Annotated in this window: 19 protein-coding genes and 1 CRISPR repeat array; of the genes, 12 read left to right on the top strand and 7 right to left on the bottom strand. The window is 37.6% G+C overall.

The features are described from left to right. The coding region (locus GX437_00095; protein ID NLJ06046.1) for a hypothetical protein at positions 1-725 on the bottom strand (725 nt) is incomplete at its 3' end. A gap of 160 nt (positions 726-885) precedes the next feature. Here GX437_00095 and GX437_00090 point away from each other — a divergent pair. From GX437_00090 to GX437_00075, 4 genes are all read left to right on the top strand, one after another. Further along, positions 886-1290, top strand: a complete 405-nt coding sequence (locus GX437_00090; GenBank protein NLJ06045.1) for an IS1 family transposase — start codon at positions 886-888, stop codon at positions 1288-1290. Positions 1291-1454: 164 nt separating this feature from the next. Further along, entirely contained in the window at positions 1455-1613 is a 159-nt protein-coding gene (locus GX437_00085; GenBank protein NLJ06044.1) for a hypothetical protein, read from the top strand. A gap of 169 nt (positions 1614-1782) precedes the next feature. Then, a complete protein-coding gene (locus GX437_00080) occupies positions 1783-3969 on the top strand; it encodes a peptidase domain-containing ABC transporter (GenBank protein NLJ06043.1) in 2187 nt (728 codons plus the stop codon). Position 3970: 1 nt separating this feature from the next. After that, positions 3971-5269: an HlyD family efflux transporter periplasmic adaptor subunit gene (locus GX437_00075; protein ID NLJ06042.1), complete on the top strand. Its 1299-nt coding sequence runs from the start codon at positions 3971-3973 to the stop codon at positions 5267-5269. Here the strand turns inward: GX437_00075 and GX437_00070 are convergent. Both GX437_00070 and GX437_00065 read right to left on the bottom strand, forming a co-directional pair. Further along, a complete protein-coding gene (locus GX437_00070; GenBank protein NLJ06041.1) occupies positions 5259-5693 on the bottom strand; it encodes a hypothetical protein in 435 nt (144 codons plus the stop codon). The genes GX437_00075 and GX437_00070 overlap by 11 nt on opposite strands. Next, positions 5690-7177, bottom strand: coding sequence for a glutamine synthetase (locus tag GX437_00065; GenBank protein ID NLJ06040.1), 1488 nt, complete (start codon positions 7175-7177; stop codon positions 5690-5692). Before GX437_00065 ends, GX437_00070 begins: the two co-directional genes overlap by 4 nt. A gap of 180 nt (positions 7178-7357) precedes the next feature. Here GX437_00065 and GX437_00060 point away from each other — a divergent pair, with 180 nt between their 5' ends. Next, positions 7358-7765, top strand: coding sequence for a hypothetical protein (locus GX437_00060; protein NLJ06039.1), 408 nt, complete (start codon positions 7358-7360; stop codon positions 7763-7765). Continuing rightward, positions 7762-8817 carry a tetratricopeptide repeat protein gene (locus GX437_00055; protein ID NLJ06038.1) on the top strand — a complete coding sequence of 352 codons (1056 nt, stop codon included), beginning with the start codon at positions 7762-7764 and terminating at the stop codon, positions 8815-8817. The genes GX437_00060 and GX437_00055 overlap by 4 nt, the downstream gene beginning before the upstream one ends. Here the strand turns inward: GX437_00055 and GX437_00050 are convergent. Then, positions 8814-10121: a hypothetical protein gene (locus tag GX437_00050; protein NLJ06037.1), complete on the bottom strand. Its 1308-nt coding sequence runs from the start codon at positions 10119-10121 to the stop codon at positions 8814-8816. The genes GX437_00055 and GX437_00050 overlap by 4 nt on opposite strands. 51 nt (positions 10122-10172) lie before the next feature. Here GX437_00050 and GX437_00045 point away from each other — a divergent pair, with 51 nt between their 5' ends. Continuing rightward, positions 10173-10712 carry a hypothetical protein gene (locus GX437_00045; protein NLJ06036.1) on the top strand — a complete coding sequence of 180 codons (540 nt, stop codon included), beginning with the start codon at positions 10173-10175 and terminating at the stop codon, positions 10710-10712. Here GX437_00045 and GX437_00040 read toward each other — a convergent pair whose 3' ends face one another. After that, entirely contained in the window at positions 10713-10955 is a 243-nt protein-coding gene (locus tag GX437_00040) for a DUF4342 domain-containing protein (GenBank protein NLJ06035.1), read from the bottom strand. A gap of 75 nt (positions 10956-11030) precedes the next feature. Here GX437_00040 and GX437_00035 point away from each other — a divergent pair, with 75 nt between their 5' ends. Together GX437_00035 and GX437_00030 are read left to right on the top strand one after the other, a co-directional pair. Next, the gene (locus GX437_00035; protein NLJ06034.1) at positions 11031-11654 is read left to right on the top strand and encodes a hypothetical protein; all 624 of its coding nucleotides are present in this window, start codon (positions 11031-11033) and stop codon (positions 11652-11654) included. A 10-nt stretch (positions 11655-11664) separates the two neighbouring features. Further along, the gene (locus GX437_00030) at positions 11665-12162 is read left to right on the top strand and encodes a hypothetical protein (GenBank protein ID NLJ06033.1); all 498 of its coding nucleotides are present in this window, start codon (positions 11665-11667) and stop codon (positions 12160-12162) included. On the opposite strand, the gene GX437_00025 is transcribed toward GX437_00030, so the two are convergent. Continuing rightward, a complete protein-coding gene (locus GX437_00025; protein NLJ06032.1) occupies positions 12163-12582 on the bottom strand; it encodes a hypothetical protein in 420 nt (139 codons plus the stop codon). Then, positions 12570-13958 carry a hypothetical protein gene (locus GX437_00020; GenBank protein ID NLJ06031.1) on the bottom strand — a complete coding sequence of 463 codons (1389 nt, stop codon included), beginning with the start codon at positions 13956-13958 and terminating at the stop codon, positions 12570-12572. Before GX437_00020 ends, GX437_00025 begins: the two co-directional genes overlap by 13 nt. 97 nt (positions 13959-14055) lie before the next feature. Here GX437_00020 and GX437_00015 point away from each other — a divergent pair, with 97 nt between their 5' ends. From GX437_00015 to GX437_00005, 3 genes are read left to right on the top strand one after another with little or no spacing between them, the layout of a single operon-like run. Continuing rightward, positions 14056-14634, top strand: coding sequence for an HD domain-containing protein (locus GX437_00015; GenBank protein ID NLJ06030.1), 579 nt, complete (start codon positions 14056-14058; stop codon positions 14632-14634). An 11-nt stretch (positions 14635-14645) separates the two neighbouring features. Then, positions 14646-14783, top strand: coding sequence for a hypothetical protein (locus GX437_00010; protein NLJ06029.1), 138 nt, complete (start codon positions 14646-14648; stop codon positions 14781-14783). 41 nt (positions 14784-14824) lie between these two features. Continuing rightward, on the top strand, positions 14825-15928 hold the full coding sequence (locus tag GX437_00005; GenBank protein ID NLJ06028.1) for a M48 family metallopeptidase: 1104 nt from the start codon (positions 14825-14827) through the stop codon (positions 15926-15928). A gap of 451 nt (positions 15929-16379) precedes the next feature. After that, a CRISPR array of direct repeats spans positions 16380-17558; the repeat unit is 23 nt; unit sequence GTCTCAGTCAGCCTCGGCTTTCC.

Below are 17558 nucleotides of genomic sequence, written 5' to 3'. Positions count from 1 at the left end.
TTTTTATAAAAAACTCCCAGATTTGAATAAAAACTAGCTAAGTGAACAGGATTTTCAGGGGTTATCTTTTGACTGCTTGTTTCACTTTGGAAAAAGTAAAAGCGGGCGCTGTCAATATTTCCGGTAAAGTAGTGAATTTTTCCAATATATTGATACAATACAACCACGCTGAAAAGATTTTTGGTCAGATAAGGTTTTAGTGAGAGAGCCTTATGATAGTATTGAAGTGAAGATGAATAGTCTTTCATGGTTTCAAAGCAGGTTCCCAGATTGGTTAATATCTTAAAGGAAAGTGCCGGGTTTTTGATTAAAGATTTTGAAATTTGTTGGTGTGCAATCAACAATAGCTTTTTTGCTTCAGTGATATTACCAGTCATTATATGTAATGAGGCAAAACGATTGTAGTATTCCGCATGTAACAAAGCTGAAGCAGTTGTTTTTGAAAATTGCTGTATGTTTAATTTTTTTAATACCTCAATCGCCTGCTGATACAGAGCCCTTTGGTTGTATATCTCTGAAAGATAAAATGCAGAGTATCCATAAAGAACTGAATTGCTTGACTGATAAAGTTTGTTTGCTTTTGAAAAAAAAACTATGGCCTCTTCTAACTTATTATTTTTCAAACTGACCAAAGCCTGAGTGTAACTTTGGTAGGCAGCGGAAGTATCCATGCCATTGAGCTGATGCGTGCTAACCATGAAAAATATCAGGATAGCAATTATCACGATGAATTTATGATTAAACATGGTGTGCAAAAGAAATAACTTGAACCGTTATTCAGTAAATAGTTATCTACAAAATGGTGAATAAGTGGGCGGAGAATTACATAAAAAGTTCGTACTTTTGCTAACTAAATATATTTATGTCAGATAAAAATAATCTATCATGTTGATAATCTGTCCGAAATGTAGTAACGAAAAAAATGTAAAAGCTGGAGTTATTAACAATCGTCAGCGCTACAAATGCAAGCTATGCGGTTATCATTTTACAGTTGATAATCGTTCAAAACCATTGAAAATAAAGCGTCTTGCGATTGTGATGTATTTGCTTGGGCAAAGTGTCAGGGCATTAAGCAGGACGATAGGTGTCAGCAATGTGGCAGCATTAGGCTGGATAAGGAACTATGCTGGCGGAATTGAAAAAATCAGGGCTAAAGAGCCTTATGTTTATGCCAGTTGCAGGATGGAAGAAATTCAGGAATATCTGTCAGAAATACCTGATAAAGAAGCGTTTACGTGGTTTGTGATGGGAATAGGGGAAAATAAATCTCATTTTATTCTGATACGATAACTTGTTAACGATAAAAGATTAGCGACATTAATAATAAAATTAATAAAAAAAGGAATTGCGTTACATTAATCTTAAAATCTGTATTTAGCAGTGCCGTTAATGGCAGTGCGGGTTGTCTAACCTGAAACTTACAAAGGTCTTTGTTAAACTTTTAAATGGTAGTTATGAAAAGAATTGAATTTGAAGTACTGACTTACGATGAAATGCGTTTAGTCAGGGGAGGGGAAATGGATGACAAACCCAAACCACCGCCTCCGCCAGAACCACCACCGGACATTTTCGTTCCTGATCCGGGAGATATTTGGATTCCAATTCCCTTATAATCAGGAAGTCTGGAAATAAAATATTTCTGGTAACAACTTGAGAGACCAATTAATCCGCCAGATTGTCTGGCGGATTTTTTTTATGTTATTCACAATCATGCGTATAAATTCTGAATTTTAGAAATTTTCCCTAAATTACTTTTGAATGTTTTGCTGCTAAATCATTTTAATGGGAAGATTTGTTTTTTACAAACAACATGATGCAATGGATTGTGGTCCTACCTGTTTGCGCATGGTAGCAAAACATTATGGAAAGAATTACACCCTGCAGACGCTTCGTGAAAAATGCTTTATCACCCGGGAGGGTGTTTCGCTTCTCGGGATCAGTGACGCTGCCGAATCAATCGGATTTCGTACAAAAGGAGTTAAAATTTCTTTTGAGCAACTGAAAAAACACATTCAACTTCCCTGCATTGTTCATTGGGATCAGAAGCATTTTGTCGTTGTCTATAAAATTACATCAAAAAAGGTTTTTATAGCTGACCCGGGCATAGGAAAGATTAAAATTTCCCATGAGGAATTTAAAAGTCATTGGCTGGTTGAAGACAAATCGGGGAAATTGAGCGGATTGTGCCTGATTCTTGAAGCATCTCCTGAATTTTACAATGAGGAGGAAGAAAAAGAAAAACCAAAAGGTTTTCGTTTTTTATGGACATATCTTCATTCCTATAAGAAGTATCTGATACAATTACTGATAGGTGTATTTGCCGGAAGTATCATTTTATTGCTTTTGCCGTTTCTGATGCAACAACTGGTGGATTATGGTATCAACAATCAAAATCTTGGTTTTATTTATCTTATCCTGATAGCCCAGCTTTGCCTGTTCGCAGGAAAGATTTCGGTTGATTTAATCAGAGGGTGGATATTGTTACATCTGAGTACGAGAGTAAACGTATCTCTTATCAGTGATTTTCTGGCCAAATTAATGAAACTTCCCATAGGCTTTTTCGACACGAAAAAGACAGGTGATATTCTCCAGCGGATTTATGATCATGAACGTATTGAATCTTTTTTGACAACTTCGACCCTGGTCGTGATTTTTTCTTTAGTCAACTTATTGGTTTTCAGTATTGTATTGGCTATTTTCAATCTGAAGATTTTGCTTGTGTTTTTTGCAGGGACCACTTTATACCTGTTGTGGGTTATTGCATTTTTAAAAAGAAGAAGGCAACTTGACAATAAGCGTTTTGCTCAACTGTCTGAAAACCAAAGTGCTTTAATTCAGTTGATTAGTGGAATGCAGGAAATTAAGCTGAATAACTTTGAAAAGCACAAAAGGTGGGATTGGGAAAATATTCAGGCTAAGCTGTTTCATATTAACGTCAAAAGTTTATCATTATCTCAGAACCAACGGACAGGAGCAGGTATCGTTAATGAAGTGAAAAATATTCTGATTACTTTCATTACTGCATATGCTGTGGTACAGGGGAATATGTCGCTTGGGATGATGCTGGCTGTTCAGTTTATTATCGGGCAGATGAATGCCCCTGTCGATCAGATGATTAATTTTTTCAACAAGGCTCAGGATGCAAAAATCAGTCTGGAAAGATTGGGAGAAATTCACCAGATTAAAGATGAAGAGGAAAATATTTCAAAGAAAATGAGTATTTTACCGGATGATAAGTCCATTTATATTCAAAACCTTGTTTTTCAATATGAAGGGCCTCATTCTGAAAAAGTACTGAACAATATCAACCTGACCATACCACAGCAAAAAGTAACAGCTATCGTAGGCTCAAGTGGAAGCGGAAAAACAACCTTAATGAAGCTCTTGCTTGGTTTTTATCAGCCCGTTCAGGGAGACATCCGGATTGGCGACTTAAATCTCAGTCAGATTAATGAGAAAATATGGAGAAATAAATGCGGGGCCGTCATGCAGGATGGATTTATTTTTTCGGATACCATACTCAAAAATATCGTGCTTGGCGATGAAAATATTGATGAAAAACAATTTAACAAAGCTATAAAAGTTGCCAATCTGACTGAGTTTATTCATTCATTGCCAATGGGTTATAATACAAAAATCGGAGCAGATGGTCATGGGTTAAGCCAGGGACAAAAGCAACGAATACTGATAGCGAGAGCTGTGTATAAAGACCCTGAATATTTGTTTTTTGATGAAGCAACCAATGCTCTCGATGCCAACAACGAGAAAATCATCATGAATCAACTAAATGAATTTTTTAATGGAAAGACAGTGGTGATTATCGCACATCGGCTCAGTACAGTTAAAAATGCTGATCAGATTATCGTGCTTGAAAGGGGACAAATTATCGAGATAGGTACTCATTACGATTTGTCGCAACGAAGAAGTTATTATTATGAACTGGTTAAGAATCAATTGGAATTAGGTTAGAATGGCCGGAAAAAGAGATACTGAAAATGATGCCCTGCAGGAATTGCTTGGGAAGATGCCTGGCTGGACAGCCAGTTGGGGAAGCACGGTTGTATTTTTACTTTTAATTTTGTTGGTTTCAGGAAGTTGGGTCATTCATTATCCGGAAATCATTCGTTCCAGATTGGTCATTATTACTAAAAACCCGCCTTCAGCAGTCATCGCTAAAAAAGATGGCAGGCTGGAGAAAATTTTTGTTCAAAACAAACAAAGGATAAAAAAAGGTGATTATCTGGCTCTTATTGAAAATCCTGCCGATTTTAATGATGTCATCAAACTAAAAACCTTGCTCGACTCTATTAAGGATATTGTGCTTTATCCGGATTCTGTTCAATTTGTTGATTTTCAGGAAAATCTGACACTCGGTGAGTTGCAGTATCCCTTTTCTGCATTCCTGAAAGCTTATCATTCTTTTCGTTCTTTCAATCAGTTGAATTATTCGCAAAGACTGACATTATCCCTCAATCTTCAGATAATGGACTACAACAGTCAAATCACTCAGCAAGGGAAAAAGATTTCATTGCTTCAGGATGAATTGCGGCTTGCTCAAAGTCAGAAAGAACGAAATAAAATATTGTTCGATAAAGGTATTATTTCAAAATCAGCCTATGAAAAGTTTGAATCTGCCGTTACAGAAAAACAAATTGCCATTGAAGAAGCTCAATCGCAGATAAACAACCTGAGACTGAGAATTTCAGAACTTGAGCAACGAAAACTTGACCTCGATATTTCAGGAAAAGAAAATAAGAATCAATATTTTACAGAATTAATCACTGCCTATCAGAACCTTACAGGCGAAATTGATAAATGGATGATGAATTATGTGTTGACAGCACCGGTTGACGGTACAATAACATTTACGACCTATTGGCATGAGAATCAGAATGTGGCATCAGGGAAGGCTGTTTTTAATATTGTCCCGGAAGGAAAAGAAGAATTGATGGGCAAGCTGGTGATACCCATGAAAGGAGCAGGGAAAGTTAAACAGGGACAAACGGTCAACGTAAAATTTGACAGTTATCCGTTTACTGAATATGGAATAGTCAGGGGAAAAATAGATAATATTTCTCTGGTACCTGAAGAAAGTGTTTACATTGCCGAGGTACATTTTCCTCAGGGTCTGAAGACTACCTTTAAAAAGGAGCTTCCGCTGAAACAGGAAATGACAGGCATGGCTGAAATTATTACAGAAGATCTGAGCCTTTTTGAAAGGCTTTTTTATCCGGTCAGGAGTTTTCTGAAAGAAAAAATCAATATCTGATAAATTTCTGTTGATTCATGGTGCCTGAAAACAGATTTATCAGTCTTTGGTAATCCATTATTGAGATTTTGAAATTAAAACGTTTTCCATTCGGACATTTGCACAAATCGCAGCGTACATCCGTATAACCATCAAAACTGCTGAAATAATTGTAAACCCGTATATTGTTTTTATTGAGAAAAGCCACAAAACTGCTGTCTTTATTTGTTTTCTGAAGAAAAAAATCGGCACAGTCGGTATAATCATAATACAGCCAAAGTAAGCCTGAATCATGAGAAACTATTTTTTCAACAAAATCAGGAACAGAACCGGAATATATCAAAGTGTCGGAGTGTAAAACCTTGATTATCTGAGCATCAGCATGAAAAAAGATAAGCAGTATTGAAAAAAATAAGACAAATTTCAGCAAAATAAACCGCTTCATCCGATATGCAGATATTTTTCAACAAGCTCAGCAATTTCATCGTTTTTTCCGTAAAGTTTTTCGCTGAGCCCTTTGTCGTCAAACTGTCGAAGCTGGTTGGAAATGGCACTTAAGATTCCTTCTGTAAAAACCCCGTATCGGGTTAAAGGTGAAGAAAGTTTCATTAAAGCGTCCGCTGATTCGACACAGGAGGCCGGCAGATGGTTCAACTGTTTACATTTGTCTTTGTTTTCTTCTTTATGTATATTAACATTAACATAAAGATCTTCAGCAACTTCAAGTGCATTTTTCATTTCAAGCCCATGTAAAGTCGCCACGGCAATGCCGGCAAAAAGCAGATAGACATTTGCCGAGCCATCAGGACATCTGAATTCAATGGTTTGTTTTTCCGAAAGGTTTTCAACACCGGGTTTATCCAGCGGATTAACTTTGGTAATCATCTGATTAGCTTTTCCAAGCCATCCGAGTGGTACACGGATTAAAACGGAGCGGTTTCGATCGCCCCAGCAGATAGTGGTCGGGGCTTCCTGGTGTGGCACCAGCCTCAGGTAAGAGGTAGGAATAGTGTTTCCGAATGCGGTCAGGGCAGGGGATAGGCTCAAAATACCAGCTATCATTTTTCTGGCTGTAGTGCTAAGCCCTTTCTTATTAATAAGCATATTTTTCCCGTTTTTCATCAACCTGAGGTGGATATGCATGCCGCTACCTGCTTTTCCAACGGTTATTTTTGGTGCAAAGCTGATGGTAACGCCATATTTATAACCCAGCATTCTTAAAATCCATTTTGTGAGAATGATGGTATTGGCAGCATCTTCAAGATAAGTGGGAATTAGTTCAATTTCGTACTGCTCATAATCATAATCGCCATTTTTAAAATTACCAACTTCCGAATGGGCGTATTTGATTTTCCCTCCACATTCTGCAATGTAACGGATAGCTTCTTTTAAAATGAAATCGTGTTTGATAAATGGAGCTGATTCATGATATCCTTTCTGGTCGCTTGCCGGATATTCATCATTTTTTTTAGCCTTGACGTAAAACTCAATTTCCCCCATGGCTTCAAGAGTCATCCCTGTTTTTTTCTGCAAAATCTGATGGGCTTTTTGCATCATGTAAAAAGGAGCACTTGCCAGAGGGTTGCCATTATTATCAAAATACTGACATAAAATATCTAATGTAGGCACTTCTTCAAAAGGATTCACAAAAGCAGTTTTATATTGAGGAACCACATAAAGGTCGCTGGAAGAGGCTTCGATGTAGGAAAAAAGACTGGAACCATCGACCCTTTCGCCACTGCTCAGTAACTGATTGACCTGTTCGGCAGAAGTAATTACAAAACTTAGTGCTTTCAGGCGGCCATCACCTCCGACATATCTGAAATTCAGTAAATGAATATCATTGTCGATAATGAATTTCACCAGGTCTTCACGGGTAAATTCTTCACATTTTTTATTCAGGTAGGCTTCGATTTTATTGACAAACATGGCTTAAAGTAATTAGAATTTTGGTTTTCTGCTGTGTTTTATTATTCATTGTAATTTATTCAGACGGGGGCAAAAATAAAGAATAATTTTATATGCAAGCCTTTTGGCAATAAGATTGTAAATTATCTTTTCGTACCGGAATTTGGTTTAAGTTTGTAAGAAAAACAAAACCTTAAAATTATGGAATTTGATATTCAAAACTATTTTATTGAATTGGGCAAACTATTATATGCCATAGCCAAAACTGATGGAATTGTGCAATTTGAAGAGCGGAAAAAAGTGAACGAGATTGTTCGCGACAACCTGATAGAAATCTGCAAAAGAACGGATGAATTTGGGACCAATCTGGCTTTTTATTCTGAGTTTTCATTTGATACCATCAGCGACAGGAATATTAAAGCCGATAAAGCATATCAGTCATTTATCGCTTTTGTTGAAAATCATAAACATCATATCCCTGAAACTCTGATCAAACTGACTATATCAGCTGTTGAAAAAGTAGCTGAAGCACATCAGGGAATCATTGAAAATGAAAGGGCTTTTATTGAGAAACTTAACAATGACCTTCAAAACATTTATCATTCATGAAAAAAAACATCATTCAGATGATAGCAGTCAGCATAACTGCAATTGTAACTGCTTCATTTTTATTTAGTTGTGCCACTTCTTCAATTGGTGTTAATGTACTGATACCAGCCGAAATTACCATCCCTCAGCACATCAAAACAGTGGCGGTGATCAACCATAGCCTGCCGACCAAGGAAAATGAGAAATGGAATATTATTGAAGGAATCATTACAGGGGAGCGGATTTTTGGCGACAGGGAAGGGAGTGAAAACTGCCTGATGGGGCTTGTCAACCAATTAAATGCAGGACCGCGATTTAAAGCAGTGCTTATTTCAAATATGGACATTCGTGGAACAGGTACCAGAGATTTTCCTTCACCTATCGACTGGAACATCGTGGATGGCATTTGTAAAAGTGTTCAGGCTGATGCACTTATTGCCCTTGAGACCTTTGACTCCGACTTCAATATAGACCGGTCAACTCGTAATGTTACCAAAAAAATTGATAATAAAGATGTTACGGTTGTTGAACATTATGCTGATATGCGGGTGAACGTCAATGCAGGCTGGCGGATTTATGACAATGTGAATAAACAAATCATCGATCAGAAGGCCTTTATGGACTATAAAAATTTTAATGCAAAAGGCGATAATCCTGATCAGGCAATTGCCAATCTTCCCAAAAAAAGAGATGCTATCAATCAGTCGGCCATCTATGCCGGTTATCGCTTTGGGGTGAGAATTTCACCCAACTGGCGTTATGAATCACGGGAATATTACATCCGGAAAGCTGAAGAATTCAAACAGGCTCAGAAATATGTTCAGCACAACGACTGGGACCTTGCTATTGAAATCTGGTATAAACTTTCCAATGTTCCTGATAAAAAAATTGGTGGACGTGCCTGCTTCAATTTAGGGGTAGCTTATGAAATGAAGGGAGATTTTGATACTGCCCTGCTCTGGATGAAAAAAGCCTATTATGATTATGATATTAAAATGGCTTCGCAATACATACACATTCTTGAAAAACGTATTGCTGACAGGGAAAAGCTGAAAGAGCAGATGGGAAATTAATTGAATGGCTGAGGTTTAATTTTGTTTTTCCCTGATTTTAAGATAATCAGACTTATTTCGGGTCTTATACCAATTCGCCCCAGAAAGCCAATGACCCCAAGTCCCTTATTGACAATCAATTGTTTGTCATTCTCAAAATACAATCCTCCCCAGTATCTGGAAATCTTTTCGACAGGACTCCATTTGACCAAATGGGTATAAATGCCAAACTGTCCGCCATGAGTATGGCCCGACAGTGTCAGGAAAATATTGAAACTATCTTTTAACTGATATTGCCAATGACGGGGATCGTGAGATAAAAGAATGATTAGTGGAAAATCAGCGTGCTCTCCAAGTGTTTTTTCAATATTTCCATAAACTTTGTAGGGAGCTGGTCCCCAGTTTTCTATCCCCGCAAGCAGAATGGAATCGGAATCGCAATGAATGAAAACATGTTGATTGAGCAGTGGCTGAATACCTGCATTTTTTTGATAATGAATGAGTTTTTGAATTAATTGCTGCCGGCCGGTTGAATCGTAACAAGTGAGATAATCACCATAGTCGTGGTTACCTAACACAGAAAACTTGCCATTTTTTGCCTCCAGTTCACTTAAAAACTCCAGATAGTCTTTCATTTCATCCGGGTGAAAGGTGGTCATGTCTCCCGTAAATACAATAAGATCAGGATTCAGGCGGTTGATAGTTTGTGTAATTTTCTTCATCACGGCATAATTCCTGAAATTACCTAAATGAAGATCACTGAGCTGTATGATTTTAAAACCATCGAAAGTTTCCGGAATTTGTTCATTTTCAACAATATACTTTTCGGTTTTATACTGATATCTGAAAATAAACATTCCGCTCATGATCAGAAAAAATATGATTAATGCAAGCAGAATTCCTGTTTTCAGGAAAAACTTATGTTGATGATAGGAGGAAATTAATTTTCTTTTGCTGTATCTTTTTGAAAACCATAATATTAAGGATAGAAAATCGTGAAAAACCTGAGAAGCCGCAATAAAAATTTTAGGGACATAAAACAAGATAAAAAGGGTGTTAATGAAGAATAAGAAATGATAAGTATTTGGTTTTCTGCATAATCCTGGAATGAAAGGAAGAAAAATAAGCACAATTAAAATGAAAATGGCGGAAACAACTAAATGCAGTCGGGGAATACCTTTTTTAATCAATGCAAGCCTGAATCCTGACGACATTTGTTTAAAAGTACGTAATACGTAAAGATCAACTGCAACAGCGGCAAGTATCATGATGAGCAGCCGGATGAAAATAAATGTAGGTTGATAGGCCGAATATCCGTGAAACATCCCTTGTTTTTTGATAAATTGAAACAAAAAAACAGCTTGTAAAAATACACAATGATTATTCATTTGAAACGGATGATGTATTTTTACAGCATGAAAAAATATCGTAATACACTATATTTTAAGCTTAAAACTGAACTGCGCAGACCTTTGCTTTTGCTGATAACAGTATTGATAAGTTTTTGTGCTTATTCACAGACCGGTTTACCTGCCGATACTGTTTTACCCAAAAAGGTTCTTTCTACTTTTACCAAAATGTATCCTCAGGGTAATACTGATGACTGGATGGTCAGCGGAGATACTTTCACTATCACTTATTTTACCGAAAATCAGTGGTTTGAGGTGATGATCGGGCGGGGCGGAAACTGGATCGGGACATCAGAAATCACTGATTATGATCGTCTTCCAGAAGCTGTCAGGAAAAGTTTCAATCAGTCGGGCTATGTGAATAATGAGATTTTTATCGTGAAATTTGAAGAAAAACAAGGCCCTAAAAAGAAGATAAAAATCAGAAATTGGCTGATTTATACCGATGACGGACATGGGAACGAGGTGATTCTGAAATTTGACGAAAACGGGAACCCTTTACCCTGACTAATTTTCTTTTATCACCTCTATGGTATAATTGGCTGCCAGTACGACCACCGCTCCCAATGCAGCCAAAGCAGGTAAAACTATTGCACCCAAAACCCCGAATGTCAGTGGAATTTCAGTAATTTTTTTCCCGTTTTCATTTCTGACAATAATTCTTCTGACATTGCCTTCTTTAATCAGCTCCCTGATTTTTTCAATCAGATCTTTCCCGCTTACCTTAAATTCTTCTCTGCTTTCACCCATTTGACTTCATTTTAAGATAGCCAAGATAGCTATTTTGGTTTAATATTGGATTAATTCTTGTCCTAAAAACACCTGATGAAAGTATATTTTTTTCTGATATTATTTTTTGCCTCAAAAATCCTGTTTGCCCAGATCAATTTACCATTGGATTCAGCTTCTCTTTCAAACCTTCTTGTATATTGTAATCCTGATACTTATGATTCTTTTCCCAATGGGAAATTCCGGCAATGCCGTTTTGATAAATCAGTTGTAATAAACGGTATTTTATGCAAAGACTGGCTCAAGCTATACGAGAACAGCAGAATCAGACAATTTCAACCGGTAACGAATATCGTCATCGGAGAAGTTAAGATTCCCGGAGGATCGACAGTGTTTCTTGATACAGCCGGAGTGTTAAAAGAATGCTGGTTTTCGGAAGATGTTAAAATCTATGGAATAAAGGTTAAGGGTGGACTGGTGAAAATACCTACTCAATTTTATCCAAACGGACAAATATCATGTTGCATTCTTGCAGAAAATGACATCATCAGCAATGTACCCTGTGAAGCCGGCATGTTGTCGCCTGTATGTTTTTATCCCAATGGAAAACTTAAAAGCTGTACTCTTTCTGAAAATACAACTTTTGGTAAGGAAAAATACGTCAAAGGAACAAAAATACAGTTTGGTCTGGATGGTAAAATTTCAGTTATTAAAGATTAAATTATTGAAAATGAAAAAGATATACTTTTTACTACTGCTATTCCCTTTTTTGGGGACAAAATCAGGATTTGGTCAAAACACACAGGAACCGGAAACAATTTGTCTTCAGGTGCTTGCCAATGTCAGCGGGCACGATCTCTATACTTCTTTTGTCCATCTTGGTTCTCTTGCTGATGCATATATGTATAAAGCATATACTCAAAACTTTGCACTGAAATTATTGAATGAGTATATCGATTATATCAGCCTGATGCCTGGTGAGCTGCAGAAACTTATTGATAATAAACTGGTTACAGGGAATGATGTTTTATTTGTCAAGCTCCAGATCAATGCCTATTTCCAGCTTAAAAACGAGGCGGGTGAATTCAAAAAGTATGTTGAAACAGGTGAAAGCAAATATGTGGAATCCTATGAAAATGCAAGAAGGCTGGCATGGAAAAATATAGCCGACATTCTTGGGCTGCCCTCAGATGTTGATCCGGGAAAGGATAGCGGCAAAAAGAAGTGATTACTTCAGCTTTAGTTTTAATACGGGATTATTGACTTCCCAACATACTGAATCACAAACTTTTACATAATCTCTGTTTAAATAACAACCATCAATGGTGATGATTGTATCCTTTCCTTTAAAATAATAGGCTTTGGCTGAGTACTCCTGATCGACCGGCAGCAAGAATTCTGTAAAACCTTCTGAAAAGTAGCCGGAATCAATCTTTTCGCCATGGTCTGTTTTTCCCCGAAATAGTTCAATATAGATTTCAGGAGTCATTTTTGAACTTGAGAATGTAACGGAGACAAGGGCGGAATCGGGTTTCCGGGTCTGACAATCCGAAAAATCATAAGTGCTGCAATCGTCCACAGAAATGGTATGACAGGCCGAAAATGCCGAAATAATTAAAACAAGCAGGATGTATCTTAATAGAGCCATCTTATTGTTTTATTGTAATTTTCAATGTCAGCCTTACCTTTAAACTTTTTCAACGGATAAAATGAAGTAAAGCCGAAAGTAAAATGAAGAGGAAATAAGTCGGCAGGACAGAAAAAGAAGTAATCTGCAAAGCAATCGAAAGTGGTGGAAGCGGCAACAGGCAGCCTGAAACCAGCTCCTGCCTGAAGGGTAAAGCCATCTTTTGCTTTTTTATAAGTTCCTCTCAAATTTCCGAAAGTATAATAAAGACCAGAACGAATGCTGACCAAAGTTGCCTGTTCCTGCCATCCGTTCAGGGCAATATCTTTTAAAAGGCCAAGCCCTGCAAAACTCCTGCTTTCCCAATACTGATAAGAAAGGCCGGGCGATTCTTCCATTATTATTCTTTGTCTGAAAAGCCTTTGTTCAAAACCGGCATAAACTTCCAGATGATGAAAAGCTTCTTTTATGCCTCCATGAAGATCGAGCATCAGATGATCCTGATTGAATATCAACGACATGGAAAAAATATAATCTGTAAACATCCAGTTATCAGGATTCCGGTAGCCTGCCTTGTTTAAAGCCTTGATCATCTGGTAATTACCCTGGCGCAAAGCTGTCAGATATGGGTTTTCTGATTGTTCAGCAGGAATAAGTCCGGCCTGATGATGATGAAGGATGGGCAAAATTTCAACGTTATTGTTTAACACGGCCAGTAATACGGAATTTGCTCCGTTTTTACCCACAGCATTTACATTGGCATTCTTTTCAAGAAGAAATGAGGCCACTGAATTGTATTTGTTCTGAATTGCCGACAAAAGAGCTGTAAATCCCAAAGTGTCACGATTGTCAGGCATTGCACCGGCAGAAAGCAATCGGGCGACAATGCTGTCATTACCGGTATAGGAGGCAATCATTAAAGCAGTATTTCCTTCATTATCTTTTAGTTCCGTATTGTACCCTATCCCCAGAAGAAAAGCAGCAAGGCTGTCGTACCCGTAGGCTGCAGCATAGTGCAACGCTGTGATTCCCCACTGATTGGCTGCTTCCGGCTTTGCACCTTTTTCGTACAGATAAGTGACAATGTCAAGGTGGTTAAACATAGCAGCAGCCAGCAGGGGAGTGGTGCCGTCCTTTGCCGCATGATGTACATCTGCTCCGTTGAATATCAGTATTTTAACAATATCAGTAAAGCCCCTCTGTGAGGCATACAAAAGGGCGGTAACTCCTTTCTCAGTTTCAGCTTCAATATTGGCTTTATGTAACAATGCCTGTATCACTCCGCTTTCATTTCCATTATATGCAGCACTTAATAAATCAAGGTCGTTAACGCTGGGTTGGGAAAAAGCTGTGAAAAATATCAGGAGAAATGATATGAAAAACAGGATTTTATTCATTCTAATGCATTTAAAAAGGAATTGAAAGGTACATAAAAAGCCTTTTCCGTCATCAGAAAAGATGATGGTTTTCTGCAAAAGAGTTACATTTGTCTGAATGAAAAATGAACCTCACTTTTCTGATTTTATCCTTCTTCCTGAATATTTCGACCATTCGGGAAGCCTCCACGGGATAGGACATACCTACAGGGTAATGACACTGGCTTATGAGCTTGGAAACAGGCTCAGTCTGATCAGGGAAAGAAATCTGGCTTTTATGGCTGCTTTTATCCACGACATGGCAAGAAAACATGATGGATTTTGTACAAGGCACGGCAAAAAAGCAGTCGAAACAAAACTGCCTGTTTTCAAAGATTTGTTCCTTTCGAATGGTGCAACCGAAAAAGATATTCCTGAAATTGCATTTGCCGTTCATTACCATTGCAAATATTTTCAGCCTTCCCGCAAACACCCTTATTTTCTGACACTTGCCATTCTAAAGGATGCCGATGCCCTCGACCGTATCCGGCTGGGCGAAAATAACCTTGACCCACGCTTCCTGCGCTTTCCTGAAAGCCATCACATGATTGACTACGCCAGGGATTTGTATAGGAGGAGCGGGGAAAAAAAGATAAATGTATTGAATATTTACGGCAATTTTAAAAAGGATATTTTTGGAAATTTAATGAATGAATAAAACTATCAGTTATGAAAAACAATCAAAAAAAAGTATTACGAATTCCATTAGAGGAAAAACTTGGACTGGAAATTTATGACATTCTTGAGGGTGAATTAATTGAGGAAATTTTGAAAAAATCACAAGTCGAGAAAAATGAAACAGGGTAAAAACCCGACTGGAAGGTCATAGTTTTAAAGTTACCGAAAAGATGATGCCCCGTCTCTGGTATATGTTTACAGAAGTTAAAGAGAATCTGTTTTTTGATGAACCAACAGAATTGTATGTTTCAAATAATCCGGATAATAATGCCTATGCCCTGAGCAGATTAGATGAAGATGATGTGCATATTATCAATATTAATTCAGGACTTGTCGAAAAAATGGATGATGACGAACTGAAATTTGTAATCGGACACGAAATTGGTCATCTGGCAAGCAAAAATGCCGAAATTTCAAGAATTATTGAATTTGTTTTTCCCGGGAATAATAACATCCCTTATCTGCTCTTTCACAAAATCAAACTTTGGGAAAAACTCTCTGAACTGACAGCCGACAGGTTTGGATTTATGGCTATTTCCAATCTGGAAAAATGTATCAGTAGTTTTATAAAACTTGCCAGTGGAATGGATTTGAACAAACTTAAGATTGATTTTCAGGAATATCTCAAAGAAAACGATCGGGTGCTTGAGTATTTCAGAAAAAATTTTTCCGCTAATTTACTGACTCATCCTGTCAATCCGATACGTATTAAGGCTATTGACCTGTTTTTTCAATCTGATCTTTATCAACAGGTGATTGATGGAAAAGAAATCCTGAATGATGCTAAATTGGATGAGGAATTTGACAATCTCATCAGAATTCTGACTTATGTGAGCAATTCTGAACTGGACTATTACCGGCAGTATTTTTTAGCTTCTGCGGGTTTGCTGCTCGGACAGGTTGATGAAGAACTTAATGAATTGGAAATCAATAATATATTAAGTAAACTCTCTATATTCTGTATGTATCCTGAAGAACTTCTGCTGGAAATAATCAGGTCGAAAAAGGTCGAGGATATTTTTATGGAGAGTGTTAAAAACATTCTTGAAATAAATCCCTCAGAAAAGTACAATATGTTTGATTTCTGTGTTGATCTGACAATTGCCGACAGAAAATTAAACAAAGAGGAAGTCGATATTTTGTACTCCATCGGGAAGACTCTGTTTCAATTCAGTGAAAAAGAAACAGCCCAGTTAATTGCTGAAAAACTCAGGAAACAATTTGTTCCTAAATTATATCAGACTTCATTGATTATGAGTGCATTGAGAAAATAAGATAACTTGCCATATAAGATAAGATTGCATTGAAAATCAAGATGATAATTTTATGCTTAAATAAAAATATGCTTCAAACCCGGGAAAACGAATCTTATTTTTCCTTATTGGATAATTATTTTTGAAAAATGGCCGGAATTATCTGAGATGTCCCTGAAAGAATTTTAATGCCTATATTTAAAACGGTGATAGGAACAAAATCCTGACTTTCAGCGTAAATGATTAATGACATGGTATTAAAAAACAGAGTGAATATCAATAACAATAAAGGTGGCTCAATGAGTTGATATTCAACATTTTCCACTAACATATCCTTCTGCTACGCATTAATCCCGAAATAATATCCATTACGAGACTGAAAATATATGGCGGAAGGGTACATCAGCCAACCCCGCTTACCACGGATTTTAAAAATAGCAGGGGATTTTAATCCCCTGCTAAGGATGATCTCATCTCAGTCAGCCTCGGCTTTCCATAGGTTATTAAGCAACTGGTTTTATTTTGAGGGAGGAAGAATCCCAAGTCTCAGTCAGCCTCGGCTTTCCTTAGGTTATTAAGGGAGAAAGATGTATTGGGATTATATGGGGTCCAAGTCTCAGTCAGCCTCGGCTTTCCTTAGGTTATTAAGCCTATAATATTCTCTGGTGTAAATGGTCTTGCGGTAACGTCTCAGTCAGCCTCGGCTTTCCATAGGTTATTAAGCGTCTCTTCCCCAATTTCTATTGGGGACATTACAATGTCTCAGTCAGCCTCGGCTTTCCTTAGGTTATTAAGATAAAGACTTAGGTGGCCCAAATCCGAGGGGAGGTCTCAGTCAGCCTCGGCTTTCCATAGGTTATTAAGTCTCAATAAACGGGAAAAAGTACGATGTGCCAATAGCGTCTCAGTCAGCCTCGGCTTTCCATAGGTTATTAAGCGAAAAATCTAGAAGAAATAGTCTTAATAAAAAAAGTCTCAGTCAGCCTCGGCTTTCCATAGGTTATTAAGGATGAACATGAGTCCGACTGGTGGACTGTTCTGTCTCAGTCAGCCTCGGCTTTCCATAGGTTATTAAGGGAAAAAATCATCAAAATAGACTGTAACAATGATAAGTCTCAGTCAGCCTCGGCTTTCCATAGGTTATTAAGCACGATTGGGACAATTACACATCACCAAGATGGAGTGTCTCAGTCAGCCTCGGCTTTCCATAGGTTATTAAGAATCGTACAACGTGCCTGTATCTGGTGATTGCAATGTGTCTCAGTCAGCCTCGGCTTTCCATAGGTTATTAAGTTGCTACTATCGTAGCTACGGCTACAAACACTGCTAAAGGTCTCAGTCAGCCTCGGCTTTCCATAGGTTATTAAGAAAGCAGGGCTAATGTATGTCATATTTAGCCCATTTAAGTCTCAGTCAGCCTCGGCTTTCCTTAGGTTATTAAGTCAAAATAGAGGAACACGGCATAAAATTAAATGAATTGTCTCAGTCAGCCTCGGCTTTCCTTATGTTATTAAGAAAAAAAGGACAGACAAGTTCTGTCCAGAAAAATGTCTCAGTCAGCCTCGGCTTTCCTTAGGTTATTAAGGATGTTCCAGTGTCACCAGACTGTCAATTGCGTCTCAGTCAGCCTCGGCTTTCCTTAGGTTATTAA

The organism is Sphingobacteriales bacterium, assembly GCA_012517435.1.
Classification (GTDB): domain Bacteria; phylum Bacteroidota; class Bacteroidia; order CAILMK01; family JAAYUY01; genus JAAYUY01.
This window is presented reverse-complemented; position numbering and strand designations above follow the sequence as displayed.

Bases quoted from the DNA above. Each gene is read 5' to 3' on its own strand.
- GX437_00010 (NLJ06029.1), top strand. From the start codon at position 14,646: ATGAAAAACAATCAAAAAAAAGTATTACGAATTCCATTAGAGGAAAAA.
- GX437_00040 (NLJ06035.1), bottom strand. From the start codon at position 10,955: ATGGGTGAAAGCAGAGAAGAATTTAAGGTAAGCGGGAAAGATCTGATT.
- GX437_00025 (NLJ06032.1), bottom strand. From the start codon at position 12,582: ATGGCTCTATTAAGATACATCCTGCTTGTTTTAATTATTTCGGCATTT.
- GX437_00035 (NLJ06034.1), top strand. From the start codon at position 11,031: ATGAAAGTATATTTTTTTCTGATATTATTTTTTGCCTCAAAAATCCTG.
- GX437_00045 (NLJ06036.1), top strand. From the start codon at position 10,173: ATGATTATTCATTTGAAACGGATGATGTATTTTTACAGCATGAAAAAA.
- GX437_00030 (NLJ06033.1), top strand. From the start codon at position 11,665: ATGAAAAAGATATACTTTTTACTACTGCTATTCCCTTTTTTGGGGACA.
- GX437_00085 (NLJ06044.1), top strand. From the start codon at position 1,455: ATGAAAAGAATTGAATTTGAAGTACTGACTTACGATGAAATGCGTTTA.
- GX437_00090 (NLJ06045.1), top strand. From the start codon at position 886: ATGTTGATAATCTGTCCGAAATGTAGTAACGAAAAAAATGTAAAAGCT.
- GX437_00080 (NLJ06043.1), top strand. From the start codon at position 1,783: ATGGGAAGATTTGTTTTTTACAAACAACATGATGCAATGGATTGTGGT.
- GX437_00020 (NLJ06031.1), bottom strand. From the start codon at position 13,958: ATGAATAAAATCCTGTTTTTCATATCATTTCTCCTGATATTTTTCACA.
- GX437_00060 (NLJ06039.1), top strand. From the start codon at position 7,358: ATGGAATTTGATATTCAAAACTATTTTATTGAATTGGGCAAACTATTA.
- GX437_00015 (NLJ06030.1), top strand. From the start codon at position 14,056: ATGAAAAATGAACCTCACTTTTCTGATTTTATCCTTCTTCCTGAATAT.
- GX437_00070 (NLJ06041.1), bottom strand. From the start codon at position 5,693: ATGAAGCGGTTTATTTTGCTGAAATTTGTCTTATTTTTTTCAATACTG.
- GX437_00055 (NLJ06038.1), top strand. From the start codon at position 7,762: ATGAAAAAAAACATCATTCAGATGATAGCAGTCAGCATAACTGCAATT.
- GX437_00005 (NLJ06028.1), top strand. From the start codon at position 14,825: ATGATGCCCCGTCTCTGGTATATGTTTACAGAAGTTAAAGAGAATCTG.
- GX437_00065 (NLJ06040.1), bottom strand. From the start codon at position 7,177: ATGTTTGTCAATAAAATCGAAGCCTACCTGAATAAAAAATGTGAAGAA.
- GX437_00050 (NLJ06037.1), bottom strand. From the start codon at position 10,121: ATGTTTCACGGATATTCGGCCTATCAACCTACATTTATTTTCATCCGG.
- GX437_00075 (NLJ06042.1), top strand. From the start codon at position 3,971: ATGGCCGGAAAAAGAGATACTGAAAATGATGCCCTGCAGGAATTGCTT.